General features: G+C 71.3%; 20 protein-coding genes. 8 read left to right on the top strand and 12 right to left on the bottom strand.

Features of this window, described 5'->3' with window-relative positions; all coding sequences use genetic code 11:
• Window positions 1–8 precede the first annotated feature (8 nt).
• The gene (locus tag OIC96_RS20165) at window positions 9–803 is read right to left on the bottom strand and encodes a polysaccharide deacetylase family protein (RefSeq protein ID WP_330306507.1); all 795 of its coding nucleotides are present in this window, start codon (window positions 801–803) and stop codon (window positions 9–11) included.
• The gene (locus OIC96_RS20170) at window positions 800–2,482 is read right to left on the bottom strand and encodes an MGDG synthase family glycosyltransferase (protein WP_330306506.1); all 1,683 of its coding nucleotides are present in this window, start codon (window positions 2,480–2,482) and stop codon (window positions 800–802) included. Before OIC96_RS20170 ends, OIC96_RS20165 begins: the two co-directional genes overlap by 4 nt.
• Before the next feature lie 333 nt (window positions 2,483–2,815).
• Between OIC96_RS20170 and OIC96_RS20175 the strand changes: the two genes are divergently transcribed.
• Both OIC96_RS20175 and OIC96_RS20180 read left to right on the top strand, forming a co-directional pair.
• A complete protein-coding gene (locus tag OIC96_RS20175) occupies window positions 2,816–3,205 on the top strand; it encodes a BlaI/MecI/CopY family transcriptional regulator (RefSeq protein ID WP_330306505.1) in 390 nt (129 codons plus the stop codon).
• 14 nt (window positions 3,206–3,219) lie between these two features.
• A complete protein-coding gene (locus OIC96_RS20180; protein WP_330306504.1) occupies window positions 3,220–4,236 on the top strand; it encodes a M56 family metallopeptidase in 1,017 nt (338 codons plus the stop codon).
• On the opposite strand, the gene OIC96_RS20185 is transcribed toward OIC96_RS20180, so the two are convergent.
• From OIC96_RS20185 to OIC96_RS20200, 4 genes are all read right to left on the bottom strand, one after another.
• The gene (locus OIC96_RS20185; RefSeq protein ID WP_330306503.1) at window positions 4,223–4,732 is read right to left on the bottom strand and encodes a GNAT family N-acetyltransferase; all 510 of its coding nucleotides are present in this window, start codon (window positions 4,730–4,732) and stop codon (window positions 4,223–4,225) included. The genes OIC96_RS20180 and OIC96_RS20185 overlap by 14 nt on opposite strands.
• 5 nt (window positions 4,733–4,737) lie before the next feature.
• Window positions 4,738–6,078, bottom strand: a complete 1,341-nt coding sequence (locus tag OIC96_RS20190) for an amidohydrolase family protein (protein WP_330306502.1) — start codon at window positions 6,076–6,078, stop codon at window positions 4,738–4,740.
• Between the two features lie 32 nt (window positions 6,079–6,110).
• Window positions 6,111–6,590 carry a nucleoside deaminase gene (locus OIC96_RS20195; RefSeq protein ID WP_330306501.1) on the bottom strand — a complete coding sequence of 160 codons (480 nt, stop codon included), beginning with the start codon at window positions 6,588–6,590 and terminating at the stop codon, window positions 6,111–6,113.
• 93 nt (window positions 6,591–6,683) lie between these two features.
• Window positions 6,684–8,078: a purine-cytosine permease family protein gene (locus tag OIC96_RS20200; RefSeq protein WP_330306500.1), complete on the bottom strand. Its 1,395-nt coding sequence runs from the start codon at window positions 8,076–8,078 to the stop codon at window positions 6,684–6,686.
• A 193-nt stretch (window positions 8,079–8,271) separates the two neighbouring features.
• Between OIC96_RS20200 and OIC96_RS20205 the strand changes: the two genes are divergently transcribed.
• The 3 genes from OIC96_RS20205 (at window position 8,272) to OIC96_RS20215 (ending at window position 12,522) form a co-directional block, all read left to right on the top strand.
• On the top strand, window positions 8,272–9,933 hold the full coding sequence (locus OIC96_RS20205; protein ID WP_330306499.1) for a helix-turn-helix domain-containing protein: 1,662 nt from the start codon (window positions 8,272–8,274) through the stop codon (window positions 9,931–9,933).
• A 277-nt stretch (window positions 9,934–10,210) separates the two neighbouring features.
• On the top strand, window positions 10,211–10,960 hold the full coding sequence (locus OIC96_RS20210) for a response regulator transcription factor (RefSeq protein WP_330306498.1): 750 nt from the start codon (window positions 10,211–10,213) through the stop codon (window positions 10,958–10,960).
• A gap of 89 nt (window positions 10,961–11,049) precedes the next feature.
• A complete protein-coding gene (locus OIC96_RS20215; protein WP_330310234.1) occupies window positions 11,050–12,522 on the top strand; it encodes a sensor histidine kinase in 1,473 nt (490 codons plus the stop codon).
• A 192-nt stretch (window positions 12,523–12,714) separates the two neighbouring features.
• On the opposite strand, the gene OIC96_RS20220 is transcribed toward OIC96_RS20215, so the two are convergent.
• Genes OIC96_RS20220 through kdpF form a run of 4 tightly spaced genes read right to left on the bottom strand, consistent with a single transcriptional unit; the run spans window position 12,715 to window position 17,301 of the window.
• The gene (locus tag OIC96_RS20220) at window positions 12,715–13,383 is read right to left on the bottom strand and encodes a potassium-transporting ATPase subunit C (protein WP_330306497.1); all 669 of its coding nucleotides are present in this window, start codon (window positions 13,381–13,383) and stop codon (window positions 12,715–12,717) included.
• A gap of 5 nt (window positions 13,384–13,388) precedes the next feature.
• The gene (gene kdpB, locus OIC96_RS20225; RefSeq protein WP_406501903.1) at window positions 13,389–15,494 is read right to left on the bottom strand and encodes a potassium-transporting ATPase subunit KdpB; all 2,106 of its coding nucleotides are present in this window, start codon (window positions 15,492–15,494) and stop codon (window positions 13,389–13,391) included.
• 44 nt (window positions 15,495–15,538) lie between these two features.
• Window positions 15,539–17,203 carry a potassium-transporting ATPase subunit KdpA gene (kdpA, locus tag OIC96_RS20230; RefSeq protein WP_330306495.1) on the bottom strand — a complete coding sequence of 555 codons (1,665 nt, stop codon included), beginning with the start codon at window positions 17,201–17,203 and terminating at the stop codon, window positions 15,539–15,541.
• 8 nt (window positions 17,204–17,211) lie between these two features.
• Window positions 17,212–17,301: a K(+)-transporting ATPase subunit F gene (kdpF, locus tag OIC96_RS20235; protein WP_190127323.1), complete on the bottom strand. Its 90-nt coding sequence runs from the start codon at window positions 17,299–17,301 to the stop codon at window positions 17,212–17,214.
• 529 nt (window positions 17,302–17,830) lie between these two features.
• Between kdpF and OIC96_RS20240 the strand changes: the two genes are divergently transcribed.
• Entirely contained in the window at window positions 17,831–18,376 is a 546-nt protein-coding gene (locus OIC96_RS20240) for a hypothetical protein (protein ID WP_330306494.1), read from the top strand.
• Window positions 18,377–18,523: 147 nt separating this feature from the next.
• Window positions 18,524–20,509, top strand: a complete 1,986-nt coding sequence (locus OIC96_RS20245) for an APC family permease (RefSeq protein WP_406502276.1) — start codon at window positions 18,524–18,526, stop codon at window positions 20,507–20,509.
• Window positions 20,510–20,690: 181 nt separating this feature from the next.
• Here OIC96_RS20245 and OIC96_RS20250 read toward each other — a convergent pair whose 3' ends face one another.
• Entirely contained in the window at window positions 20,691–22,103 is a 1,413-nt protein-coding gene (locus tag OIC96_RS20250) for a hypothetical protein (protein ID WP_330306492.1), read from the bottom strand.
• Window positions 22,104–22,980: 877 nt separating this feature from the next.
• Here OIC96_RS20250 and OIC96_RS20255 point away from each other — a divergent pair.
• The gene (locus tag OIC96_RS20255) at window positions 22,981–24,942 is read left to right on the top strand and encodes an amino acid transporter (protein WP_330306491.1); all 1,962 of its coding nucleotides are present in this window, start codon (window positions 22,981–22,983) and stop codon (window positions 24,940–24,942) included.
• 236 nt (window positions 24,943–25,178) lie between these two features.
• On the opposite strand, the gene OIC96_RS20260 is transcribed toward OIC96_RS20255, so the two are convergent.
• Window positions 25,179–26,678 carry a HAMP domain-containing sensor histidine kinase gene (locus OIC96_RS20260; RefSeq protein ID WP_330306490.1) on the bottom strand — a complete coding sequence of 500 codons (1,500 nt, stop codon included), beginning with the start codon at window positions 26,676–26,678 and terminating at the stop codon, window positions 25,179–25,181.
• Window positions 26,679–26,752: the final 74 nt, after the last annotated feature.

Genomic DNA, 26,752 nt, shown 5'->3' on the forward strand with positions numbered 1-26,752 from the left:
ACCACGGATCAGCGGGCGCCCGGGATGCCGTGGTCGCGCAGCGGGCCGATCCCCCAGCCGTGGGTCTCGCAGGTGTCGAGGATGCGGGGCAGGGCGGCGAGGGTGGTCCGCCAGGAGCCGGGGGCGGAGGTGCAGTCGGAGTCGTGGAGCAGGATGGTGCCGCCGCCGGACAGGTCGCGGGTGACGGTGCGGTGGACCGACTCCGGTGTGGCCCGTCCGCGCCAGTCCTCGCCCCAGGCGGTCCACAGCACGGGGGCCAGGCCGAGGCGGCGGCAGGCGAGATGGGCGGCGGTGTTCATCACCCCGTACGGGGGCCGGAACAGCGTGGGCGGTCGGCCGGTGACGTCGGCGACGGCGTCGTGGGCGCGGGCGATGTCGTCGTAGGTGGCACCGGGGCCGCGCAGCAGCAGGGGCCGGTGGTGCCAGCCGTGGATGCCGATCTCGTGGCCCTCGGCGGACAGTTCCCTGGCCAGGCCCGGTGCGCGGTGAAGCATGGAGCCGAGGAGGAAGAAGGTCGCACGGACACCGCGGGCGTCCAGCAGCCGCAGGAAGTGCGGGGTGGACAGCGGGTCGGGACCGTCGTCGAAGGTGAGGGCGATGTGGTCGGCGCGACCGCGTCCGGCGAGCCGGGGCATGGCCCGGTTGCGCAGCGGGCCGAACGTGGAGATCACCGGTGCGGCGTGCACGGCGGCGAGCACGGGCAGGGCCACCGCCCCCGCCCACCGCGCGGCGCGAGCGAGCCGGTCCGCCCCTCCCATCGCTTCCGCCCCCATCGCTTCCGCCCCCATCTCTCCCGCCCTCATCGGTCGTCGTCCTCCAAGTAGTGGGTGAGCGCCCCGAGGTGATGGCCGGGGGCCTCGCCGTAGGCGTCGGCGAGCGGGGCGCCGATACCCAGCGAGACGGTGGCGGCCACGGCGACGGCCATCAGGATCATCCGCCGCCGGCTGTGCCGAGGCGCCGTGACCGCGAGCCGGGCGGCCGCCGTTTCGCCGGGCGCCCGCACCGAGGACCGTACGACGGCGGGGCGACCCGGCGCCGCGGCCCGTACCGCGCCCGGGAGCACCGATGCCGCGGACCGCACGGCGGCGGTCAGCGCCGGCGCCGGCCGCCGTACGGCGGCCGGAAGCCCCGGTATCGCACGCCGCACGGCGGACCGCCGGCGCGACGGCCCGGGCAACGCGGCGAGCGGGAGGCCCGGCGCCTTGGACGGTACGGCGGCCGCGAGACCCCGCTCGTCGGACGGTACGGCGGCGGCCAGGAGACCCAGCGCCTCGGACGGCACCGCGACCGTACGCCCCCGCTCCCCCTTCCGTACGACGGACAGCGGCCGTCGGGCCATCGCCACGACGGTCTGGGCGGGGCCGGACGCGGCGGAGGTGTACAGGGCGAGACCGGCCGCGCGCTGGGCCTGGCGGCGTGGGCCGTGCAGGAGTTGGGTCAGTGTCGGCGCCAGTCGGCCGGGTTCGCGGATCCAGGGGGCGAGGCCCGCCTCCTCCAGCGCGGCGGCGTTGGTCTGGCCGTGGCCGGGGATGCAGCGGTAGCTGACGACCGGGAGGCCGCTGGCGAGCGCCTCCAGGGAGGTGAGGCCGCCCGCGTTCTGGACGAGGACGTCGCAAGCGTGCATGAGGCCGGGCATGTCGTCGACCCACTCGTGGACGTGGGTGATGCCGTCCGCGCGGAGCCGTTCGGCGAGGGCGTGGTTGTGTCCGCACACCACGACGGGCAGCGCGGCCCCGGTGTCGCGGATCTCGGCGGCGGCCTCCCGCACCGGGCCGACGCCCCACGAACCGGCGACGAGCAGGGCCAGCGGCGCGTCCTCGGGCAGGCCGAAGCGGGCGCGGGCGGCGCGCCGGTCGTCCTCGGTGGCGGGGGTGAAGCGCGGGTCGGTCAGGGGCCCGGTCACGGTGACGCCCGTGGCGCCCTGCTCGTGCGCCTGGGCGGCGGGTATCGCGTGTGCGGCGAGATGCGCGTCGATGCCGGGCGCCACCCACAGGGAGTGGACGGAGAAGTCGGTGAGATAGGTCAGGGCCGGTATCCCGAGTCGGCCGCGCAGCCGCAGCGCGCCGAGGACCTGACTGGCTCCGGGGTACGTCGACACGACCGCGCGGGTCTCGGGGGTGACGGTGGCCAGGGTGCGGCGGCGCGCACCGCGCAGCAGGAGCCGTACGGCCAGGCCCGGTCGCCGGTCGTGCTCGGTGGCGGCGTAGATGCGCTGATAGCCGGTGGGGGCCCAGGTCAGCAGCCGGAGGTAGGCGCCGCAGAGCAGCTTCCCGATCCCGGCGGGCAGCAGATCGAGGAAGTCGTGCCGGTCGACGAGGAAGCCCAACGCCGTGAGGTGGCGGGTGAGTTCGGTCGCGGCGCCGTCGTGCCCGGCTCCCATGCTCGCGGAGATGACGGTGATCCGCCGGGGGCCCGGGCCGCCCAGATCCACCGCGGACGGCGCGCCCGGCTGTCCGTCCGCCGGGTTGTCGAGGTACGGCACAGCAGATCAGCCTCCGAAGTGGTGCGGGCGCGGCGGGGCGTAGTAAGCGGAGCGGGCGGTCGGCAGGAGCGTGGCGGGGCGGGGTGAACGGGAGCGGTCGGCCGGCGAGGACGCGGCGGCGCGTGGTGGAACGTGCGGTCGCGGCAGGGGTGCGGGGTCGCCGCAGTTCCTGTGCCCGCCCGGAATTACGGGGTTGATCCCGGCGCCCGCCCGGGAGGGGGCGAAGCTTTCCCCCGGGCACGCGCGCATGGCAGACTCGGACCACGGCAGCATTTACACCGCCGTAGAAGTTCTACACGACTGTAGAAGATGGGCGAGGGAACGACAAACCCCATGAGCGGCGATGCACAGGCGCGGGGCCCGAAGCGGGCCAACGGCGAGCGGGAGTCCGAGATCCTCGGGGTGCTCCAGCGGGCCGAGGACGCGCTGACCCCGGGCGAGGTCGCCGAACTCCTCGGCGGCGAGCTGACGTACAGCAGTGTGGTCACGATCCTCACCCGCATGCACACCAAGCAGCTGCTCCACCGCACCCGGCGCGGGCGGGCCTACGCCTACACGCCCGTCACCGACGACCCCGGGTTCGCCGCCCGCCGGATGCGCACCGTCCTGGAGGAGCGCTCCGACCGCGAGGCGGTGCTGGCGCGGTTCGCCGACAGCCTGTCCGACACGGACGCGGACCTGCTGCGCCAGCTGCTGGGGCCCGACGCGGACAACGACCGGTAGAGGGGCCCGCCCGGATGCGCATCGCCGTCTATCTCCCGCTGCTGCTGTCCGTGCTCGTCCCGTTCGGCGCGCGCCCGCTCGCCGAACGCTGCGAACCCCGCCTGGCCACCTGGCTGCTCACCGCCTGCGCGCTGATACTCGGCACGGCGACCACCATCTCCCTGGGACTGCTGGCGATCACCGGCCTGACCGGCGTCCCGCTCCTCGCCGCTCTCGGCCACTGGTCGGCCCGCACCGCGCAGATCAACGACCCCGCCGAACCGCCCGTCGCGCTCCTCGCCGGACTGCTGCTCGGCGGCGCGCTGTTCACCGCGGGCCGCATGCTCTGGCGCCGCACCAGGTCCCTCGCCTCCGCCTTCTGGGACGCCGCGTGCATGCCCACGCACGACGGCCTGGTCATCGTCGAGGACGAGACGCCGGACGCGTACGCGCTGCCCGGACTGCCCGGCCGCGTCGTCGTCTCCACCGGCATGCTGCGCACCCTGGACACGTCGGAGCACGACATCCTGCTGGCCCACGAGCGCGCCCATCTCGCCGCCCACCACTACGCCTTCGTCGCCCTCGCCGGCCTCGGCGCCGCCGCCAACCCCCTGCTCCGCCCCCTCGCCACCGCCGTCACCTACACCGTGGAGCGCTGGGCCGACGAACAGGCCGTCCGCGCCACCGGCGACCGCAGGCGGGTGGCCCGAGCGGTGGGCAAGGCGGCCCTGGCCGCGCATGGTTCGCTGTCACCCGTGCGCCCCGCCACCCTCGGCTTCCGCGGCTTCCTCGGCCGCCGCAACCCGCTCGCCGGCGCGGGCCCGGTCCCCCGCCGCGTCGCCGCCCTCCTCGCCCCACCGCTCGCCCGCCGCCCCGGACTCGCCCTCGCCACCACGGCGGTCCTCGCCCTCACGGTGCTGTCCACCGTCGCGGCCACCCACGACCTGCACGCGTTCCTGGAACTGGTGGGCATCGCGCACCACGGCCCGCATCACGTCGGCATGGACGGCCCGGACCACACGGCCCTGCTCACCACCGTCAGGCGAGGCTGATCCAGTAGCGGTCCTCGCCATGCGCCCGGCCGTCGGGGACGCCGCCGTTGGACCGGATGACCCGGTGTGACGGTTCGTTGTCGGTGTCGCAGGTCAGCAGGACGCGGTCGAGGCCCAGCCGGCGGCACTCGACGAGCCCCGCCGCGAGCATCCTCGTCGCGTGGCCCTGCCGGCGCCACGGCCTGACGACGTGGTAGCCGACATGGCCGCCGGCCTCGGCCAGTTCCGGTGTCAGGCTGTGCCGGACGACCAGCGTGCCGAGGTAGTGCGCACCGGAGACGTACCAGAACACGGTGGAAGGGACGCCCCAACGGACCCGTACGCCGCGTCTCTCCTCGACGAAGGCCTCGAAGTCGCCGCCCGCCGGGCCGAGCCACTCCGTACTCCGCCCCTCCGCCTCGCAATCGGCCCGCTCACCGGCCAGATACGAGTCCCGCACCACCGCCGTCGGCCACACGAGACCCGGCGGTTCCCTGAGATCGCTGTGATCAGTCATGCGGATCAGTGTTCATTCAGCGCCGCCCTGCGCGCGAAGAGTTTTTCCGCCGCCGCCTGTGCACGCACCCGCACCCGCTCGGTGTCCACGCTCAACACCTCGCCGTCCGAGACCAGTTGGCGGCCGTCCACCCAGACGTGGTCGACGTCCGCCGCGCCCGCCGAGAAGACGAGGTGTGCGACCGCGTTGAAGTCCTCGCCGTGCAGGAGGGGGGTGGTGTGCAGCTTGCGGAGGTCGACGGTGACGATGTCGGCCTTCTTGCCGGGTTCCAGGGAGCCCGTGTCCGCGTCGAGTCCCAGCGCGCGGGCGCCCTCCAGGGTCGCCATGGTCAGGATGTCCCAGGGGTCGCCCGTCGTCGGGTCGAGGGTCGAGACCTTCTGCAGCAACGACGCGAACTTCATCTCCTCCAGCAGGTCCAGGTTGTTGTTCTCCTTCTCGCCGTCGCTGCCCAGGCCCACCGCGATGCCCTTGCGGCGCATGTCGATGACACGGGCCGGGCCGGAGGAGAGCTTCATGTTGGAGCACGGGCAGTGCGCGACGCTGGTACCGGTCTGCGCGAGGAGCTCGATCTCGCGGTCGTCCAGCCAGACGCAGTGGGCGACGACCGTGCGCGGGCCGAGGATGCCCCGGTTGTAGAACTCCTCGATCGGGCGGCGGCCGAACTGCCGCAGGGACTCCTCCACTTCCCAGATCGTCTCGGAGGAGTGGGTGTGCAGACCGGTGTCGTACTCGTCGGCGAGCGCGGCCGCCGCCTTGAAGGCTTCCGGGCTGCAGTAGAAGAGATGCTCCAGGCCCACCCAGGAGCGGACGCGGTCGTTCGCGTAGGTGCGGTAGTTCTCCAGCAGACGGCGGTTCGTGTCGAGGGTCTCGAAGTAGTCGTAGCCCGGCAGGTCCGCCACGTACGGGACCAACGTCGCCCGGATTCCCACCTGTTCGGCCGCGTGCGCCGAGCCTTCCATGTGGCGCCACATGTCCATCACCGAGGTCGTGCCCGCGCGCAGCGACTCCGTGTAGCACAGGAGGGAGGCCGCTTCGGCGATCTCCGGGGTGAGCGCCTTGTGGGCGGGGTCGACGTAGTCGCGCAGCCAGTCCCACAGGGACTTGGACTCGGCCGTGCCGCGCAACAGGCCCGAGTGGAGGTGGGTGTTGTGCAGACCTGGGATCACGGCGTGGCCGGTGGCGTCGACGACCTCGGCGTCGGCGGCGGCCGCGTCCAGTTCCTCCACGGTGCCGACCGCGACGATCCTGCCGTCCTCGATGAGCACGGAACCGGGGTCGTACACCGCCTTGCCGCCCTCGCAGGGGATGACGATGCCGTTGCGGATCAATGTACGGGTGCGGGTCATGGGATGTCTCCTCAACTCAGCCTTGCGGGCGGTCAGTTCCAGAAGCCGGCGTGCACGGCTTCCGCCCGCTCCCGCAGGCACGGGCCGACGACCTCGATCGGACGCTGCCCGGCCGCGAACACCTCGCGACAGGGCAGCGCCATCGTCGGGTTCTCCTCGTTCGCGCCGGTCAGCGCGAGGAGTTCGTCCTCCCCGAGGGCATAGACGACCCGCCCGATACCGCTCCAGTACACGGCGCCCGCGCACATCGCGCAGGGCTCGGTGCTGGTGTAGAGCGTGGCCTTCGCCAGCTCCTCGCGGGTGTACGTCCTTGTCGCCAGCCGTACGAGATTGGTCTCGGCGTGGCCGGTCGCGTCCCGCCCGGTCACCACGCTGTTGCCCGCCTCCAGCACCGCCGAGCCGTCGAGGACGAGGAGTGAGCCGAAGGGGTGGTTGCCGCCCTGGCGGGAGCGGGCGGCGAGTTCGACGGCCGCGGTCAGGAACTTCTCGTCCTCGGGTGTGGGGTGGTGCACTGCGGCTCCTTCATGGGATCGGGAAGGGTTGATCAGGATGGGTCGATCACCGATGGATTGATCGGGCAGGGTCAACTGACGTACGGGAAGGGGCTATTCGGCGGCCACCACCGGCACCCGTGCTTCCACCGCGGCCGCGACCGGCACCGGCCGCCACGCCTCCAGCACCGCGTACGCCGCCCCCGCCACCACGAACCCCACGAGCAGCCCCAGCGGGCCGATCGCCGGATGCGCCTCGGCGAGCGGGCCGGTGTAGAAGGACTGGTTCATGAACGGGATCTCGGTGAAGAGGGCGAGCAACAGCGCCGGAAGCCCCCAGCCGAAGCGGTGCTCGGCGTCGTACAGCCGCCGGAGGCCGTACGCACCGCGCTCGCGCCACCAGTACGCGACGACGATCACCGCGGTCCACGGGGCCAGCCAGTAGCCGGTCATCAGCAGGAAGTCCTGGAGCTGCTGGGCGAAGTCGCCGTGTCCGGCGTACCAGGACAGGCCGGTGCCGAGTCCGCCGACGACCAGGACCGACACCCAGCGCGGGATCGCGAACCCGGCGACCAGCGCGGCCATCGCGCCCGAGTACAGGTCGATGACGGTCGAGGCGAGCGTCGACAGGAGCAGGGAGAGGAGGACGACGGTGCCGAGGGCGTCCGGCAGCAGGCCGCTCACCATCGAGCTGGGGTTGTCCACCGCTCCCGCCGTGCCGATCGCCGCGCCCAGGGCGCCGATCCACACCCCGGCGACCGCGCTGCCGCCGCCCGCCGCGAGGAACACCCGCTTCGGGGCGGCCGTGGCCGGCAGATAGCGGCTGTAGTCGGAGGCGTACGCGGACCAGCCGAGGACACGGGCCGCGGTGACCGCGACGACGAGCAGGAACGCGGCCGTGGTGCCGGCGAAGGGCTCGGCCGGGGCGGCGGCGTGCGCGTCGCCGAAGCCGTACACCGATACGACCGCGAAGACGACGACCAGCAGGACGGCGAGGCCGCGCTCCACGTAGTGGATCATCCGGTAGCCGATGACCGCGATGGCGAGCTGCGCCGCGGCCATGAGCAGGAGGGCGGGCACGAAGGCCATTCCCGTCAGGTCGCGCAGGATGAAGATGCCGAGCAGGGAGTCGACGACACACCAGCCGACACCGTTGACGACGGTGAAAGCGGCGGAGGGAAGATTCCCGAGGCGGCCGAACGGACCCCGGGACTGGATGAGCTGGAGCACTCCGGTCAGCGGGCCACGGGTGGAGAACAGGCCCACCAGCGCCGAACTCAGGAGCGTACCGAGGGTGATGGCGAGGACCGCCGGGAGCAGGTCGAGGCCGAACACGGACGTCGACAGGGCGCCGACGCTGAGCGTCGCGAACTGCACGTTCGCGCCGAACCAGAGGGTGAACAGCGACCAGGGGCGGCCGTGCCGGTGGTCCGGTGGTACGGGTTCGGCGCCCGCCTGTTCGACGGTGAACGGCGTTTCCAGGGCGGTGCTGTCGGGTTCGGCGCGCACGGCGGTCTCCTCACTGAAGGGGGGCATGCGGCTCGGGCGGGTTGCCCTCAGTGAACTCGGCGCGCGGCACGCGGGGACCTGCACCGCCCTACAGACGACGGGTGGCGGACGAGACCCCGGCCTGTACTGTTCTCCAAACTCCGTGCCCGCCGGTGTGCACGCCCGTAACACGCGCCAAGGGACGACGACCCCGATGCTGCTCACCGAACTCCTCGGCATCCCCCGCCTCGGCCTTGTCCCCGTCACCCCGGTCACCTCCCGCGACCAGCGCGTCCGCGGCGTCTACACCACCGACCTCCCCGACCCCGGCCGCTATCTCGACGGCGGCGAACTCGTCCTGACCTCCACCACCTGGTACCGCGAGCCGCACGACGCCGATGTGTTCGTCGCCGCGCTCGCGGGCGCGGGCGCCGCCGCGCTGGTCGCGGGCACCGCCGGTATCGGGGCGCTGCCGGACGCGCTCGCGGGGGCCTGCGAGCGGCATGGGCTCGCGCTGTTCACGGTCGGCGACGACGTGTCGTACGCGGCCCTCACCGAGACCGTCCTCGCCGCGCTCGCCGGACCCGCCGGCCGCTCCCCCGGCGCGGACCTGCACCGCGGCCTGGTCGCGAGCATGGCGTCCGGGGCCGGGTCCGAGGGGCTCGTCGAGGTGTTCGCGCGGGCCACCGGCCTATGGTGCGCGGTGCTGTCCGCGACCGGACGGCCGACGGCCGGTGGCGTGCCCGAAGTGAGCGCCCATCACCTGGACCGGGCGCACCGCGACGCGCTCGCCGCGGGCAGCTTCCCGTCCGTACGGCCGGTGCCCGGCGGCGGCCACCTCACCTTCTTCCCCGTGCAGTCCCCGGTCGCCCGCCGCCCGCCCGCCGCCTACCTCGCCGCCTCCGGCGACTTCCGCGACTGGGCGCCCGGCGTCGCGGACGCCGCCGGCGAGGTGTGCGCGCTGCTCGCGATGGACCGGGTGGCCCGCCAGGAACGCCGCCGCATCGAGGAACGTTTCCTGCGAGAGTCCGTCGACCTCGTACGGGAGGGGCGTGCGGAGGCCGCCGAGGGACGGCTGCGCAGCCTCGGCCTCGACCCGGCCGAACCGCTGACCGCCGTGTACGTCAGCACGACCGGCAGCCCGTACGGCGCCGAGCTCGCGGCGGTCGTCCTGGAGGACGTCTTCGACCAGATACCGGGGTGTTCGGCGGCGGTCGCGGAGGGCGAGGGGTATCTGATGCTGGCGCCGGTGCCGGTGCCGGTCGCCGAGGACACCGGACGTCCGGAGCGGGCGCCGGCCGCGGACACTCCCGGGCATCCCGGGCGGCCCGAGCACCCTGAACAGCCCGTTGCCGCCGCCGATGACGGCGACCGCGTACCCGCTCTCCCCTCCCTCCCCGCCCTCCTCGAACAGGCCGCCACCCGGCTGTCCCCCCTCCTCACCCACGGCTGGGCCGCCCTCGGCACTGGCTCCCCCGCCATCGGCGCGGCCGGGCTGCGCCGCTCGCTCGACGAGGCACGGCACGCCCACCGCATCGCCCGCCTGGGCACCGGCACGGTCCGCACCGCGACGGACGGCGACCTCTCCTCGTACATGCTGCTGCTCGCCTCCGTCCCCGACGACGTGCGCAGGCTCTACCGGGAGCGGCTGATCGGGGTCCTGGAGCGGTACGACGCCGAGCACCGCAGCGATCTCGTGGGCACCCTCACCGCGTTCCTGGACGCCTCGGGTTCCTGGCACCGGTGCGCCGAGCAGCTCCACGTGCACGTCAACACCCTGCGCTACCGCCTCCAGCGCGTCGAACAGCTCACCGGGCACAGTCTGGCCACCCTGCGCGACCGCGTGGACTTCTGCCTGGCGCTCAGCATCACCTGACCGGCCTGGCTGACCTGACCGACCTGGCTGACCTGACGGACCTGACCGGGGGCCGATCCACATGGATCTCTCAGCATTCTTCCCGGGGTCTCCCACGGGCCGCCCCTAATCTGCGGGGCACCTCGTGGAGCCAGGTCAGAGCCAGGTCTCAGTCATACACGGGGCGGCCCCGGGCTCCCACAGTGGAGGAGCCCGGGGCCTTTCACATGGGCCGCTCTCAGGAAACACCCAGAAAGCTCCAAGCCGCTCCTCATGAACGCAGGGAAGAGTCGGCGCCATGGCCGAGCACTCCACGCCCCCGCACAAGCTCCTCATCGTGGAGGACGAGGCGAGCATCCGTGCCCTGCTGGAGTCGACGCTGCGGCTCACCGGTTACGACGTGAGCAGCGCGGACTCCGGGGCGGCCGCCCTGCGGGAGATGGAGCGGTTCGGCCCCGATCTGGTGCTCCTCGACGTGATGCTGCCCGACCTGGACGGCTTCGAGGTGACCCGGGCGATGCGGGCGGCCGGCAAGGACACCCCCGTACTGTTCCTGACCGCGCGCACCGACCTGTCCGACCGCATCGCCGGGCTGCGGTCCGGCGGCGACGACTACGTCACCAAGCCCTTCAGCCTCGAAGAGGTGCTGCTGCGGATCCAGGCGATCCTGCGCCGCACCGGCGTGGAGGAGCAGCCGTCCGGCGATCCGGACGACAACCGCATCCTGCTCTTCGCCGACCTCCGGCTCGACGAGGTCGCGCACGAGGTGCACCGCGCGGACCGGTACGTTCCGCTCTCCCCCACCGAGTTCCAGCTGCTCGGCTACCTCATGACCAACGCCAACCGGGTGCTGAGCCGGACCCAGATCGTGCAGCACGTGTGGGGCTACGACTTCGCCGGTGACGCCCGCATCGTCGAGACGTATGTGAAGTATCTGCGCAAGAAGATCGACTGCGTCGAGCCGCCGCTGATCCACACGGTCCGCGGGGTCGGCTACTGCCTGCGGCTGCCGCGCGTCCCCGGCCAGGACCGGACCGCCGACCGGTGAAACGGCGTCCGTTCGCACAATTTTTCGCACGACTCTTCGGACGGCTCTTCGGACGGCTCTTCGGACGGCGCCGGAATCGCCCGGCGGGCCTGCGGCGCCGTCTCGTCCTCGGCATCACCGTCGTCGCCACCACCGCGGTGCTGGCCGCCGAGGTCGTCGGCTTCGTCGTGCTGCGGTCCTGGCTGATGGACAGCCTCGACGACCAGCTCACCCACTTCCAGACACACCGCAAGGCGTACACGGACGCGGTGAGCGAGAAGGGGTTCCCCAGCAGGTTCACCACCCCCGGAGCGCTGCCTTCCGACTTCCGGATCTTCTTCTACGGCTCCGACGGCCACCTCCTGACCGCCTCGCTCGGCGACCCGCAGCCCTCGGAACCCGAGCTGGCGTTCTCGGCCGGCGACCTCGGTCTGACGGCGGGACGGCCCACGACCGTGCCCGCCACCATCGGCGACGGCCACTGGCGGGTCGTCCTGCGGGACGGCCCCGACGGCATGAAGTCGGTGGTCGCGCTGCCCATGGACACCGTGGACGGCGCCACCTCCAAGATCCTCCTGGTGGACGGCGTCCTGCTGGCCCTCACCATCGCCTGTGTCGTCCTGCTCGGCCGCTGGGTCGTCCGGCTGGGGCTCCTCCCACTGACCCGGATGGAGCGCACCGCCGAGGACATCACCGACGGCAACCTCGACCTGCGGCTGCCCGACACCGACGGGCGCACCGAGACCGGGCGGCTCGGCCGGGTCCTGAACACCATGCTCGAACGGCTCCAGGGCGCCCTGCGCGAACGCGAGACCTCCGAAGCCAGACTGCGCCGCTTCGTCGCCGACGCCGGCCATGAACTGCGGACGCCGCTGACCACGATCCAGGGCTTCGCCGAACTGGCGCTGCGCCACGAAGAGCAGCCCACCGAGGGCCGACGCGAGGCGAACCGGCTGATCGCCCAGAACGCCGAACGCATGAGCCTGCTCGTCGACGATCTCCAACTGCTCGCCCAACTCGACCAGGAACCCTCCTACCGCCAGGACCCGGTCGACCTCCTGTCCCTGGCCGCCGACGCCGTGAGCGCCGCCGCGTTGGGCGCTCCCGACCGCCCGATCACTCTCGGCTCCCTCTCTCCGGAGGCGGCGGAACTGGAGCTGGTGGAGACCGCCGGTGATCCGCACCGGCTGCGGCAGGTCGTCGAGAACCTGATCTCCAACGCGCGGACCCACACTCCCGCGGGCACCCCCGTCCACGTACGCGTCGGAACGGGCCTGGCGGGTCCTGCCACGGGCGGTGTGGACACGCCCGGCCGCACCAGCGCCTCCCCGCCCCTCCCGTATGGCACCCCCGTCGCGGTACTGGAGATCGCCGACGAAGGTCCGGGTCTGGCCCCCGAGGACGCCCAGCGCGTCTTCGAACGCTTCTACCGCGTCGACCCGGCCCGTTCCCGCAGCCAGGGCGGCAGCGGGCTCGGCCTCGCCATCGCCGCCGCGATCGCCCAGGGCCACGCCGGCCGCCTGGAACTGGACACCGCCCCGGGCAAGGGCTGCACGTTCCGGCTCGTCCTCCCGCAGACCTGAACTTCCGAGGCCCGTGCGCGCTGGGGGCGTGGTGTCTTCTTCGCCCCCGCCGCCCCTACCCGTTCCATCCTTCTGGGGCTCCGCCCCAGACCCCGTTCGGTCGTGTGTCGGCTGCGGGTTAGTGGGGGCTGGTCGCGCGGTTCCCCGCGCCTCAAGAGGCGCGGGTCCAGCCGCGCAGGGCCCATCAGCCCGTCAGCTCTTCGCCACGAGTTCCTTCAGCGCGATGTTGAGTTCGAGGACGTTGACGCGGGGCTCGCCGATGAAGCCGAGGGTGCGGCCCTCGGTGTGCTCGTCGACCAGCTTCTGGACCTGGGCGACGGACAGGTTGTTCTTCTCGGCGATCCGGTGGACCTGGATGTCGGCGTACTCCGGGGAGATCGCCGGGTCCAGGCCGGAGCCGGAGGACGTCACCGCGTCGGCGGGTACGTCGGAGGCCTTGACCGTGTAGCCGCCCGCCGAGTTGTCCTTGATGACGGCGGCCTTGGCGTCCTTGACCCACTTGATCAGGTCGGCGTTGTCACCGGAACGGTTGGTGGCACCGGACAGGATCAGCTTGTACTGGGTGTTGACCGAGTTCACACCCAACCCGTTCTGTGGACGGCCCTGGAACCACTTCAGGTCGGGCTCCGGCGTCTCCTGCCCCTTCTTCAGCGGCAGGTTGTAGGCCTGGCCGATGAGGGAGGAGCCGACGACCTTGCCGTTGGACTTGATCTCCGAGCCGTTCGCCTTGTCGGAGAAGAGACCTTGGGCCACACCCGTGATGGCGAGCGGATAGATCACGCCTGTGACCAGAGTCAACACGAGCAGCGCTCGCAGGCCGGCCCAGAGCAACCGGGCCGTGTTCGTAACCGAGTTGTTCATGGGGATCAGCCGATTCCGGGGATGAGGGAGATGAGCAGGTCGATGATCTTGATGCCGATGAAGGGCGCGATCAGTCCGCCGATGCCGTAGATCCCGAGGTTGCGGCGGAGCATCTTGTCGGCGCTCATCGGCCGGTACTGCACACCCCGCAGGGCGAGCGGCACCAGCGCGATGATGATCAGCGCGTTGAAGATGACCGCGGACAGGATCGCGGAGTCGGGCGAGGACAGGTGCATGATGTTCAGCTTGTCCAGGCCCGGGTAGACCGCCGCGAACAGCGCCGGGATGATCGCGAAGTACTTCGCGACGTCGTTGGCGATCGAGAAGGTCGTCAGCGCACCACGGGTGATCAGCAGTTGCTTGCCGATCTCCACGATCTCGATGAGCTTGGTGGGGTTGGAGTCCAGGTCCACCATGTTCCCGGCCTCCTTGGCGGCCGAGGTACCGGTGTTCATGGCCACACCCACGTCGGCCTGGGCCAGCGCCGGCGCGTCGTTCGTGCCGTCACCGGTCATCGCGACGAGCTTGCCGCCCGCCTGCTCCCGCTTGATGAGCGCCATCTTGTCCTCGGGAGTCGCCTCCGCGAGGAAGTCGTCGACGCCGGCCTCGTCCGCGATCGCCTTGGCCGTCAGCGGGTTGTCACCCGTGATCATGACGGTCTTGATGCCCATGCGGCGCAGCTCGTCGAACCGCTCGCGCATGCCTTCCTTGACGACGTCCTTGAGGTGGATGACACCAAGGACGCGGGCGCCCTCACTGTCCTCCACGGCCACGAGCAGCGGCGTACCGCCCGCCTCGGAGATCCGGCTGGACAGGGTGTCGGCGTCCTCGGACACCTCGCCGCCCTGCTCCCGCACCCAGGCGATGACCGAACCGGCCGCGCCCTTACGGATCTTGCGCCCGTCGACGTCCACACCCGACATACGGGTCTGGGCGGTGAAGGCGATCCACTCGGCACCGGCGAGCTCGCCCTGGTGCCGCTCGCGCAGCCCGTACTTCTCCTTCGCCAGGACGACGATGGAGCGGCCCTCGGGCGTCTCGTCGGCCAGCGACGAGAGCTGGGCGGCGTCGGCGACCTCGGGCTCGGTGGTGCCGGTCACCGGAACGAACTCGGAGGCCTGGCGGTTGCCGAGGGTGATGGTGCCGGTCTTGTCGAGGAGCAGGGTCGACACGTCGCCCGCCGCCTCAACTGCCCTGCCGGACATGGCGAGTACGTTCCGCTGCACCAGCCGGTCCATGCCCGCGATACCGATCGCGGAGAGCAGGGCACCGATCGTGGTCGGGATCAGGCAGACCAGGAGGGCCACCAGGACGACCATCGTGAGATGCGTGCCCGCGTAGTCCGCGAACGGGGGCAGGGTCGCCACCGCGAGCAGGAAGACGATCGTGAGCGAGGCGAGCAGGATGTTCAGCGCGATCTCGTTGGGCGTCTTCTGCCGCGCGGCGCCCTCGACCAGGGCGATCATCCGGTCGATGAAGGTCTCGCCCGGCTTCGTCGTGATCTTGATGACGATCCGGTCGGAGAGGACCTTCGTACCGCCGGTGACGGCCGAGCGGTCGCCGCCGGACTCGCGGATGACGGGAGCCGATTCACCGGTGATGGCCGACTCGTCGACCGAGGCGACACCTTCGACGACGTCACCGTCGCCGGGGATGATGTCGCCCGCCTCGCAGACGACCAGGTCACCGACGCGCAGCTCGGTGCCGGGCACCTGCTCCTCGCTCTTGCCGTCCGAGGAGAGACGACGGGCCACCGTGTCGGTCTTGGCCTTGCGCAGGGTGTCCGCCTGCGCCTTGCCGCGGCCCTCGGCCACCGCCTCCGCCAGGTTGGCGAAGATCACGGTCAGCCACAGCCAAGCGCTGATCGCCCAGCCGAACCAGTCGCTCGGGTCCTTGAAGGAGAAGACCGTCGTCAGCACCGAGCCGACCAGCACCACGAACATCACGGGGGACTTGACCATCACCCGCGGATCGAGCTTGCGGAAGGCGTCCGGCAGCGACTTGAGCAGCTGCTTGGGGTCGAAGAGACCCGCGCCCACACGTCCTTCGTCGGGCTTGTGGCCGGTCGGCACATCGCTGTGCGGCGCCCGGGTCGGAGTGGCTGTGGACATCGAGTCCTCTTGATCCTCTGAACGGGACTTCTCTATACGAGTGGTCATGGCGCCAGCCCCTCGGCCAGCGGACCCAGCGCGAGCGCCGGGAAGTAGGTCAGACCGGTGATGATCAGGATCGCGCCCACGAGGAGGCCGGTGAACAGCGGCTTCTCGGTGCGCAGGGTGCCCGCGGTCGCCGGGACCGGCTTCTGCTCGGCGAGCGAACCGGCCAGCGCCAGGACGAAGATCATCGGCACGAAGCGGCCGAGCAGCATGGCCAGCCCGATGGTGGTGTTGAACCACTGGGTGTCGGCGTTCAGACCGGCGAAGGCCGAGCCGTTGTTGTTGGCGCCGGACGTGTAGGCGTACAGGATCTCGGAGAATCCGTGCGCCCCGCTGTTGGTCATCGAGTGGCCCGGGGTGGGCAGGGCCATCGCCGCGGCGGTGAAGATGAGCACCAGCGCCGGGGTGACGAGGATGTAGCAGGCCGCGAACTTGATCTCACGGGTGCCGATCTTCTTGCCCAGGTACTCGGGGGTGCGGCCGACCATCAGGCCGGCGATGAACACCGCGATGATCGCCATGATCAGCATGCCGTAGAGGCCGGAGCCGGTACCGCCGGGCGCGATCTCGCCGAGCTGCATGCCCAGCATGGTGATGCCGCCGCCGAGGCCGGTGAACGAGGAGTGGAAGGAGTCCACCGCACCGGTCGAGGTCAGCGTGGTCGCCACCGCGAAGATGGACGAGCCGCCGACGCCGAAGCGGGTCTCCTTGCCCTCCATCGCGCCACCGGCGATCTGGAACGCCGGGCCGTGGTGGGCGAACTCGGTCCACATCATCAGGGCGGTGAAGCCGATCCAGATGGTGACCATCGTGGCGAGGATCGCGTAGCCCTGCTTCAGGCTGCCGACCATCCGGCCGAAGGTCCGCGTCAGCGCGAACGGGATCAGCAGGATCAGGAAGATCTCGAAGAGGTTGGAGAACGGGTTGGGGTTCTCGAAGGGGTGGGCCGAGTTGGCGTTGAAGTAACCGCCACCGTTGGTGCCGACCTCCTTGATGGCCTCCTGCGAGGCGACCGCGCCGCCGTTCCACTGCTGGGAGCCGCCGAAGAACTGGCCGACCGAGTGGATGCCGGAGAAGTTCTGGATCGTGCCGCAGGCGACCAGGATGATCGCGGCGACGACAGACAGCGGCAGCAGGATGCGGACGACACCGCGCACCAGGTCGGCCCAGAAGTTGCCGAGCTCACCGGTGCGGGAGCGGGAGAAGCCGCGCACGAGGGCGACGGCCACCGCGATGCCGACGGCGGCGGAGACGAAGTTCTGGACGGCCAGACCGGCGGTCTGCACGACGTGGCCCATGGCCTGCTCGCCGTAGTACGACTGCCAGTTGGTGTTCGTCACGAAGGACGCGGCGGTGTTGAACGCCTGGTCCGGGTCGATGGACTTGAAGCCGAGAGAGCCGGGCAGCGAACCCTGGACGCGCTGGAGGACGTACAGGAAGAGCACGCTGACGGCGGAGAAGGCGAGGACGCCGCGCAGGTACGCGGGCCAGCGCATCTCCGTGTTCGGGTCGGCGCCGATGCCCTTGTAGATCCACTTCTCGACGCGCAGGTGCTTGTCGGAGGAGTAGACCTTGGCCATGTAGTCGCCGAGGGGACGGTAGGCGAGTGCCAGTGCCGCTATGAGAGCGAGCAGCTGGAGCACGCCGGCGAGGACGGGGCTCATGTCGGTGCTCAGAACCTCTCGGGGAAGACGAGGGCGAGGATGAGATAGCCCAGCAGGGAGACGGCCACGACGAGGCCGACGATGTTCTCGGCGGTCACAGCTTGGTCACCCCCTTGGCGACGAGGGCCACCAGCGCGAACACCGCGATCGTGGTGACGACGAAGGCCACGTCGGCCATCGTGAGCTCCTAGAAGAGGTTCGGAAACGGATCGGACGGTTAGAGCAAAGCTCCTCCGTGGCCGGAATCGACCGGCGTTGACGGCTCCCATACGGGGCGCGGTACGCCTTTGACGCATCCCTTACGGACACCTTCGGAACCCGGGTTCCGAGACATGCGGACCCCTGTTCCAGGAAGGCCCGACGCGTCCGCGAGCTGGCACTTCGCGGCGCCGCGCTGAACGTCACCGCACGAACGCACTGAACGTCACCGCACGAAAAGGGCCGCGCACGCGGGGAAGCGGTGCGCGGCTCCGCACAGGTTGTGCCCACCCGTGGCCGCGCGCGTACGTCTCTTGCGCGTTCTTCGCGCCGAAGCCCGGGACCTTGTCGAATCCTTGACGCCCCGGCCCGTCAGAGACCCGTCAAGGCATGCTGCCTCCGGCCTCCCGGGTCACTACCGTCGGTCTTATGGAACGCCGCAACGACGCGGTCGACGCACCCACCCCGCCGCCCGCGGAAGTGGCGTACGACCGCCTCTGGGCCCGGGACGTGCGCAGCGCGATCCGCTGTGCCGGCGTACTCCTCGCCCTTCTGCTGCTGATCGACCGGGCCGCCGGCACCCTCACAGACCCGCGGGCCCTGCTGTGGGTCACACTCGCGGTAGTGCTGTTCCTGGTCCTCTGCCCCGTCCGGGTCGCCGCCGGTGAGGGCTGGCTGACCTCGCGCGGGCTGCTGCGCGCGCGGCGGGTGCGGACCGACCATCTGGTGTCGGTGCGCTGTCTGGACGGCGTGGGCCGGCGGCTCGTCCTGCGGGACACGTTCGGCGCGCGCGTCGAGATCAACCCCCAGGTCCTGGTCTCCAACCCCCAGCTGTGGCACCGCCTGGACGAGGACGCGCGCGTCTCCGCCCTCCGCGGCTCGCTCCTGTGCGGGGCGACCGCGCTGCGCCACGTGTCGGACCGGATCGACCGCGAGACGGCGCAGACGGTGTTCAAGGTGTCGGGGCTGGAGTGAGGAGCGGATGGGAGCCAGGAGCAGGGCTGGGGAGAGGAGCAGGGCCGGAGTGAGTGTCGGGGCCCCCTCAGTCCCCCTCCCCCGGCTTACCCTCCGCCCGTGTTCAACGTGACGGAGATCCTCAAGCGGCTGGTGATCGGCCGGGCCATGCGCAGCGAAGAGCTGCACGAGACGCTGCTGCCGAAACGGCTCGCCCTGCCGATCTTCGCCTCGGACCCGCTGTCGTCGGTGGCGTACGCGACGCAGGAGATCCTGCTGGTCCTCACGCTCGGCGGACTGGCGTATCTGCACTTCACGCCATGGATCGCGGCCGCGGTGGTGGCGCTGATGACGGTCGTGGTGCTGTCGTACCGCCAGGTGGTGCACGCCTATCCGAGCGGCGGCGGCTCGTACGAGGTGGTGTCCACGAACCTCGGCCCGTCGGCCGGCCTGGTCGTCGCCGCCTCACTCCTCGTCGACTACGTCATGACGGTGGCGGTCTCGGTCGCCTCCGGAGTCGACAACATCATCTCGGCGATCCCCCAACTGGCGGACTTCCGCGTCCTGATGGCGATCGGCTTCGTCGCGATCCTGACCGCCATGAACCTGCGGGGCGTCCGCGAGTCGGGACGGGCCTTCGCCGCGCCGACGTACCTCTTCATCGGCGGCGTACTCGTCATGGTGATCACGGGCCTGATCCGGTACGTCCTCGGGGACGCGCCGGTCGCCGAGAGCGCGCAGTACGGCATCACGCCGGACCCGTCGGACGCGAACCTGGCGGGCCTGGCCCTCCTCATGCTGGTGCTGCGCGCGTTCTCCTCCGGCTGTACGGCGCTGACCGGCGTGGAGGCCATCTCCAACGGCGTACCGGCGTTCCGCAAGCCCAAGTCGAAGAACGCGGCGACGACGTTGGCGGCGATGGGCAGCACCGCGATCGTCATGTTCGTCGGCGTCACCGCGCTCGCGCTGATCACGAAGGTGCACATCACGGACGACGCGTGCCGGCTGACGGGCCTTGAGGGCGACTGCGGCTCCTACACCCAACGCACGGTGATCGCGCAGATCGCGGCGGCGGTGTTCGGCGGCGAGCACAGCGTGGGCTTCTACTTCATCCAGGCCGCGACGGCTCTCGTCCTGGTCCTGGCGGCGAACACGGCCTTCAACGGCTTCCCGCTCCTGGCGTCGATCCTCGCCCAGCACCGCTACCTCCCCCGCCAGTTGCACAGCCGCGGCGACCGGCTCGCCTTCTCCAACGGCATCCTGGCGCTCGCGATCGTCGCCGCGCTGCTCCTGTGGGGCTTCCAGGCGAACGTCACCGACCTCATCCACCTCTACATCCTGGGCGTGTTCACCTCCTTCACGCTCTCCCAGCTCGGCATGGTCCGGCACTGGAACCGTGTGCTGCGCACCGAGCTCGCGCCCGCCGCGCGCCGCGGTCACCACACGGCCCGCGTGATCAACGCGGTCGGTGCGGTGGTCACCGGCCTCGTCCTGGTCGTCGTGCTGGCCACCAAGTTCACGCAGGGCGCGTGGCTGGCCGTCCTCGCCGCGATCGTGCTGTGGGTGATGATGCGCGGAATCCGACGCCACTACGACGCCACGGCCGCCGAACTGGCGGTCACCGACCCGCACGACGAACTCGTCCCGCCCAGCCGGGTGTTCGCGATCGTGCTGGTGTCCAGGATCCACAAGCCGACGCTGCGGGCCCTCGCCTACGCGCGCGCGTTCCGCCCCGACCGGCTGGAGGCGCTGACGGTGTCGGTGGACCGCGAGGAGGCGGCGGGGTTGCGGGGGCGCTGGGAGGAGTACGGCATCGATGTCCCCCTGAAGATCATCGACTCCCCCTACCGCGAGGTGACCCGCCCGGTCGTCGAATACGTCCGCTCCATCCGGCGCGAGAGCCCGCGCGACGTCGTCGCCGTCTTCATCCCCGAGTACGTCGTCGGCCACTGGTGGGAGAACCTCCTCCACAACCAGTCGGCCCTGTGGCTCAAGAGCCGCCTGCTCTTCACTCCGGGTGTCATGGTCACCAGCGTCCCCTGGCAACTGACGTCCTCGGCCCACGCGGACCGCCCCGCCGCCCGGGCCCCCGGCTCCTTCCGCCGCGGCGAGCCCCAGGGCCCGGAGCCCCGGGTCGGCTCCCGCCAGAAGTAGTCCGCCCCCGCCGCCCCTACCCGTCCCATCCCCCAGGGGCTCCGCCCCTTCGACCCCGTTGGGTTGTGTTTCGACTGCGGGTGGGTGGGGGCTGGTCCAAAAGATTGCGCAGTTCCCCGCGCCCCTAAAAGGGGCGCGGGGAACTGCGCAATCTTTTAGCGGGGGTCTGGGGGCGCAGCCCTCAGCGGAACTCGGCGAACCGTGGCCGCAGGCCCAGCAAGGTCAGCGCACCGGCCGCCAGCAGCAGCCCACACGCCCAGGGCAGCACCCCGGCGGCTTCGGAACGACCCGCCTCGACCGAGGACGCGAAATGCTGCCGGTTGATGTCGGTCACCTCGTCCAGCGCGGCCATCCACGCCGCGAAGTGCACGTTGGACGTGCCCGGTCGCCAGTCCATGCAGAACTCGACGGCCTGGCGTTCCTTGCCCGCGGCGACCAGAGCGCGGATCCTCCGGTCGTCGCGCTGGTAGACGGCGTACGCCTCCACCGTCTTCTCGGCGGCGGCCCGCTCACCGCCAAAGGTGATGTTGTCGAGCTCGCGCCAGAACTCGCCCGTGAACTCCAGGTCGCGGTGATCGGTCCCGTACATCTGCCAGGTCCGGCTCAGCTCGGCGTCGTAGTCGGACAGGGTCGCGCCCGAAAGCCCGTACAGCTTCTGCGACTTGGCGAGGAAGGACGGGCCGTACTGGTCGCGCCGGTCCGGGTCGAGGAGCCAGCGGCTCTCGTCGGCGTTCGCGTCATAGGCGATCGCGCGGGCGCGGGAGAGGGCGACGACGGAGTCGAAGGCGTCGTGGCGGGCGACACGCAGATGGACGGCGGAGGCGGCGAGCGCCTGGGTGCCGAGGAGCACGGCGAACAGGGCGCACACCGTGGCGGCCAGCACGCCGGGGTTGAGGATCCGGTGGAAGCGTCGGGCCAGGTACCACTGAAGGACACCGAGCGCGACCAGCAGCAGCACGCCGAGATTCACGACGGCGGCGAGCTGGACGAAGAGGGTCGAACGGGCCCGGTCGTACTCGGCGTCGAAGGCCCGGTCGTTGGAGTCGACCAGCGTGCGGGCCTCCGGCAGGAGTGTGGCCCGGAGCAGATCGGTCGCCGTGCGGTAGTCGTCGAGCGCGGCCGCCCTGCCGCCCGCGCGGGAGTCGTTCTCCAGGGCACGCCCTATGCGTTCCTGGTACTCGGCGAAGTTGTCCGTGAGCGACTCCACGGTCCGCTCGTCGGCCCGGTCGCCCTGGGCGGCGACGGCGAGGTCGCGCAGATCGTGGCCGATGGTCCTGCGGGCGTCACCGTAGAAGACGAACGCCTTCTGGTACGGCGTCTCCAGGCGCCCCTTGCCCGCGTCGCCGCTGGACAGCAGGCGGTTGGCGACCTGCGCGTCCATGTCGTTGAGGGCGAGGTTGAGGTCGGCGGCGCTGGTGGTGCGGGGCGCGTCGCGGTTCGCGACGGCGTTCCAGGTACCGGAGGCGGCGAGCGCGGCGAGCCCGAGCAGCAGGGCGAGGACGGCGGCGAACAGGACCGTGACCGCGCGCAGGAGGCGCAGCCGCGCGGGCAGCGCGGCCCAGTAGCGGCGGCGCAGAGCGGCCCGCGCGGCCACGGTCTGCCGATGGAGGCGCCGCCCGGGGCGGCCCGACCGCGGCCCCCCTCGGGGCCGCGGACCGGAACTGCCCCCGGGCGGGGCGACCGTTCCGTGCTGTCGCTGTCGCTGTGCCTGTGCGCCGGTTCTGGCCCCCGCCGCAGGACCGCGCCTGGTACCGGCCGTGATGGTCACGAGCCCTCCAACGTCACGCCACGGACGGTCGCCCGTGTCCCCCGCGCCGCTCAGTCTGCGACCGGTTTCGGCCACCGCCGTCACTCCTTGACGCGCCCCTGACGCCTCCTCAGGTGACCTTGACGGGGCCTTGACGCCACCGGCCCAAGGTCCGCAAGAGAGCCGCAGATACCGCGCGGCCTGACGCCCGCCAAGGGGGCCGCCCAAGGCGCGGGGCTGCCCCGCGATCCCCGCCCGCCCTAGGTTCGTCCGGCTGCGGGTGGGTGGGGGCCGGCCGCGCAGTTCCCCGCGCCCCTAACGGCTCGGGGCTGCGCCCCGTCGCCCCTGGCCCGCCCCCTGCCCGCCCCCTGCCCGCTCCCGGCCCGCCTCCGGCTCTTTTGTCTTTTGTCCTTTGTCTTTCAGGGGCGCGGGGAACTGCGCGCCCAGCCCCCACCGTCCCGCAGACGACATACAACCCAGGGGGGTCTGGGGGCGCAGCCCCCAGGAACGGGATGGGGCGGGTAGGGGCGGCGGGGGCGGAACCCCGTCCCACACGGAGCGGCCGTAGCCCACCCCCCGTGCCCGACCACCCGGTCTTAACGCCATTTTGACGCGTTCGGCCCAACTACCCATGGGCCCACGGATCACTCTCTGCATACGCTGGTGCTTGCCGTGTCCTTGATGGCCGGAACCTTTCGAAGAGCCGTACGTCAGGAGCACCCCGATGGCCACCGTCGACCACGACGCCCGCACGAGTCGCCTGCGTGCGTGGATGCTGGAGGGGCTGTCCGACATGGGCAAGGGCCGCCAGGTGCCCCGGGCCGCCGAGCCGGTGCCCGAGCCCGTGCACAAGGGGCAGCGGTGGTGGCGGGTGATGTGCCTGACGGGTGTCGACTACTTCTCCACGCTCGGCTACCAGCCGGGCATCGCCGCCCTTGCCGCCGGGTTGCTGTCGCCGATCGCCACCATCGTGCTCGTCATCGTCACTCTGGCGGGCGCACTGCCCGTGTACCGGCGAGTGGCCGAGGAGAGCCCCCGCGGCGAGGGCTCGATCGCGATGCTGGAGCGGCTGCTGACGTTCTGGAAGGGCAAGCTCTTCGTCCTGACCCTGCTCGGCTTCGCCGCCACCGACTTCCTGATCACCATCACCCTGTCGGCGGCGGACGCCTCCACCCACCTGGTGGAGAACCCCCACCTCAACAGCGTGCTGCACGACAAGCAGATGGTGATCACCCTCATCCTTGTGGCCCTGCTCGGCGCGGTGTTCCTCAAGGGCTTCCTGGAGGCGATCGGGGTCGCGGTCGTCCTGGTGGGGATCTACCTGGCGCTCAACGCCGTAGTCGTGGTGGTGGGGTTCTGGCAGGTTGCGACGGAACCGCACGTCGTCACCGACTGGACCACCGGCCTCACCGCCGCCCACGGAAACGTTTTTGCCATGATCGGTGTCTCCCTGCTGGTCTTCCCGAAACTCGCCCTCGGCCTCTCCGGCTTCGAGACCGGCGTGGCGGTCATGCCGCACGTCGAGGGACATCCGGAGGACACCGAGGAGAAGCCGACGGGCCGCATCCGGGGCACGAAGAAGCTGCTGACCACGGCCGCCGTGATCATGAGCGTCTACCTGATCGCCACCAGTTTCATCACCACGCTCCTCATCCCGGAGAAGGAGTTCGAGTCCGGCGGCCAGGCCAACGGCCGCGCACTCGCGTACCTGGCCCACGAATACCTCGGCGGCGCCTTCGGCACCGTCTACGACATCTCCACCATCGCCATCCTGTGGTTCGCGGGAGCCTCGGCCATGGCCGGACTCCTGAACCTCATGCCCCGCTACCTGCCCCGCTACGGCATGGCCCCGCAGTGGGCCCGCGCCGTCCGCCCCATGGTGATCGTCTTCACCCTGGTCGCGTTCCTGGTCACCTGGATCTTCGACGCCGACGTCGACGCACAGGGCGGCGCCTACGCCACCGGTGTCCTGGTCCTGATGTCCTCCGCCGCGATCGCGGTGACCATCGCCGCCCGCCGCGCCCAGCAGCGCGGCTGGACGATCGGCTTCGCCATCGTCTCCGCGGTACTCCTCTACGTCACCGTCGTGAACGTCATCGAGCGCCCCGACGGCGTCAAGATCGGCGCCTGCTTCATCGCGGGCATCATCCTCGTCTCGCTCCTGTCCCGGCTCGCCCGCGCCTTCGAGTTGCGCGTCACCAGCATGACCCTGGACGGCATGTCCGAACGTTTCATCAGGGACATGGCCAGCCGCCGGATCCGGTTCATCGCCAATGAGCCCGACAAGCGCGACAAAACCGAGTACCGGGAGAAGATCGAGCAGATCCGGGCCGACAACGATCTGCCGACCCAGGAGGACTTCGTCTTCGTCGAGGTCACCGTCCTCGACCCTTCGGAATTCGAGGCGGGCCTGAACGTACGCGGCGAGGTCTTGCACGGCCGCTACCGCGTCCTCACCCTGGAGTCCTCCTCCGTCCCCAACGCCCTCGCCGCCCTCCTCCTCCACGTCCGCGACACCACCGGCTGCACCCCCCACATCTACTTCGAGTGGACCGAGGGCAACCCCTTCGCCAACTTCTTCCGCTTCTTCCTCTTCGGCCAGGGCGAGGTCGCCCCCGTCACCCGAGAGGTCCTCCGCGAGGCAGAACCCAACCGCTCACGACGCCCACGCATCCACGTCGGCTAGAACGGTTTTCGCCCCCGCCGCCCCTACCCGTCCCATCCCGTTCCTGGGGCTCCGCCCCAGACCCCGTGGGTTGTGTTTTGACTGCGGGTGGGTAGGGGCTGGTCCAAAAGATTGCGCAGTTCCCCGCGCCCCTTCAGGGGCGCGGGGAACTGCGCAATCTTTTAGGGGGGTCTGGGGGCGCAGCCCCCAGGAACGGATGGGACGGGTAGGGGCGGCGGGGGCGAAAGACCCCTCCCTCAGCCCTCGTCCGCCGGACCGTCCCCGTCCACCGTGAACCCGATCACCGTGCCGCCCTCATCCCGCCGAAAGGCGAACGGCGTGCCGCCATGCCCCGTGGCCACCTCACGGACGATGGACAGCCCAAGCCCGGAACCGGGCAGGCTCCGGGCATCGGCGGCCCGGTAGAACCGGTCGAAGATACGGACCAGGTCACCATCCGCGATACCGGGACCACGGTCGAGAACCTCGACGCGAACCGGCCCGGGACGACCGACGGCGGGCACGTCACCGCCGGAATCAAAGGCACCCCCACGACCGCCACCCGAACCCGAACCCAAACCCGAACCCAGCCCCACACCCCGGCCCCCCATCCCCGTAACCGCGATCTCGATCGGCGCCCTCCCGTCCCGATCGAACTTGGCCGCGTTCTCCACAAGGTTGGAAATCGCCCGCTGAAGAGCGGTGGGCCGCCCATCGACCTCCGTGTCCCCGCTCACCCGCACGGTGATGTCCCGCCCGGTCCGCCGCCGGGCAACGACCGCGACATCCTCGGCAAGGTCCGCGAGATCGAGCCGCCGTACGGGCTCGGTGTCGGACTGCCCGGCCGCGAGGGCGACCAGCTCGTTCACGAGGTCGGTCAGTTCGCGTGACTCCAGGGCGAGGTCGGCGACGAGCTCCTCCCGGGCCGCGGGCGGCAGCTCGTCGATGCGACGGAGCATGGAGATGTTCGTACGCAGCGAGGTCAGCGGCGTACGAAGTTCATGCCCCGCGTCCTGGACCAGCCGCCGCTGGTCCTCCTCGGACTGGGCGAGCCGGCCCAGCATCCGGTCGAAGGAACGGCCGAGCCGCGCCACCTCGTCGTACCCGGTGACCGGCACCTGGATACCGAGCCGCCCGGTGCGCGCGACGTCCTCGGCGGCCCCCGCGAGCCGCACCAGACGCCGGGTGATCCGCCGGGCCAGCCACCACCCGAACAGCCCCGCCGCGATCACGACCGCCCCGACGAGCAGCACGGTCCGCTGCTGCAGCTCCCGCAGCAGATCCTCCGTGTCGCTGAACTGCTGCGCCACCTGCACCGCGCCCCGCCCGCCGCCGAGCGCGACGGTCGCCACCCGGTAGCGGTCGCCGCCGACGTCGACCTCCTTGTGCTCCTCCATCTTTCCCGCCGTGCCGTCGTCCGCGATCGCCCGGTCGTGGCTGCCCACGGGCAGTTGCGGGTTGCCGCGGTCCACGATCGCGCCGCCGGGCCCGAGCACCTGAACGTCCGTACGGCTGGGCCGGATGATGTCGTCGAGCGGCCCGTCGTGGTCGGGGTCGGACGACGCGAAGTCGCCCGGCTGCAGCGGATGCTCGCGCACCTGGTCACGCAGGTCCTGCACGACCTCGGCGAAGACGGTCTGCTGGTCCACGCGCACCAGCCGGGCGGCGGCGTCGTAACTCAGGAACCCGACGAGGACCGTGACGGCGGCGGCGACGGCCGCGAAGGACACGGTGAAGGTGGCCCGCAGAGAGGACACGCGCCGGAGACGAAGCCGGGAGAACCGGCGAAGCCGACCGGATGGACCAGATGTGCCAGGTGCGCCAGGTGCGC

The sequence above is a fragment of the Streptomyces sp. NBC_00775 genome, from assembly GCF_036347135.1.
Taxonomy (GTDB): Bacteria; Actinomycetota; Actinomycetes; order Streptomycetales; family Streptomycetaceae; genus Streptomyces; species Streptomyces lutosisoli.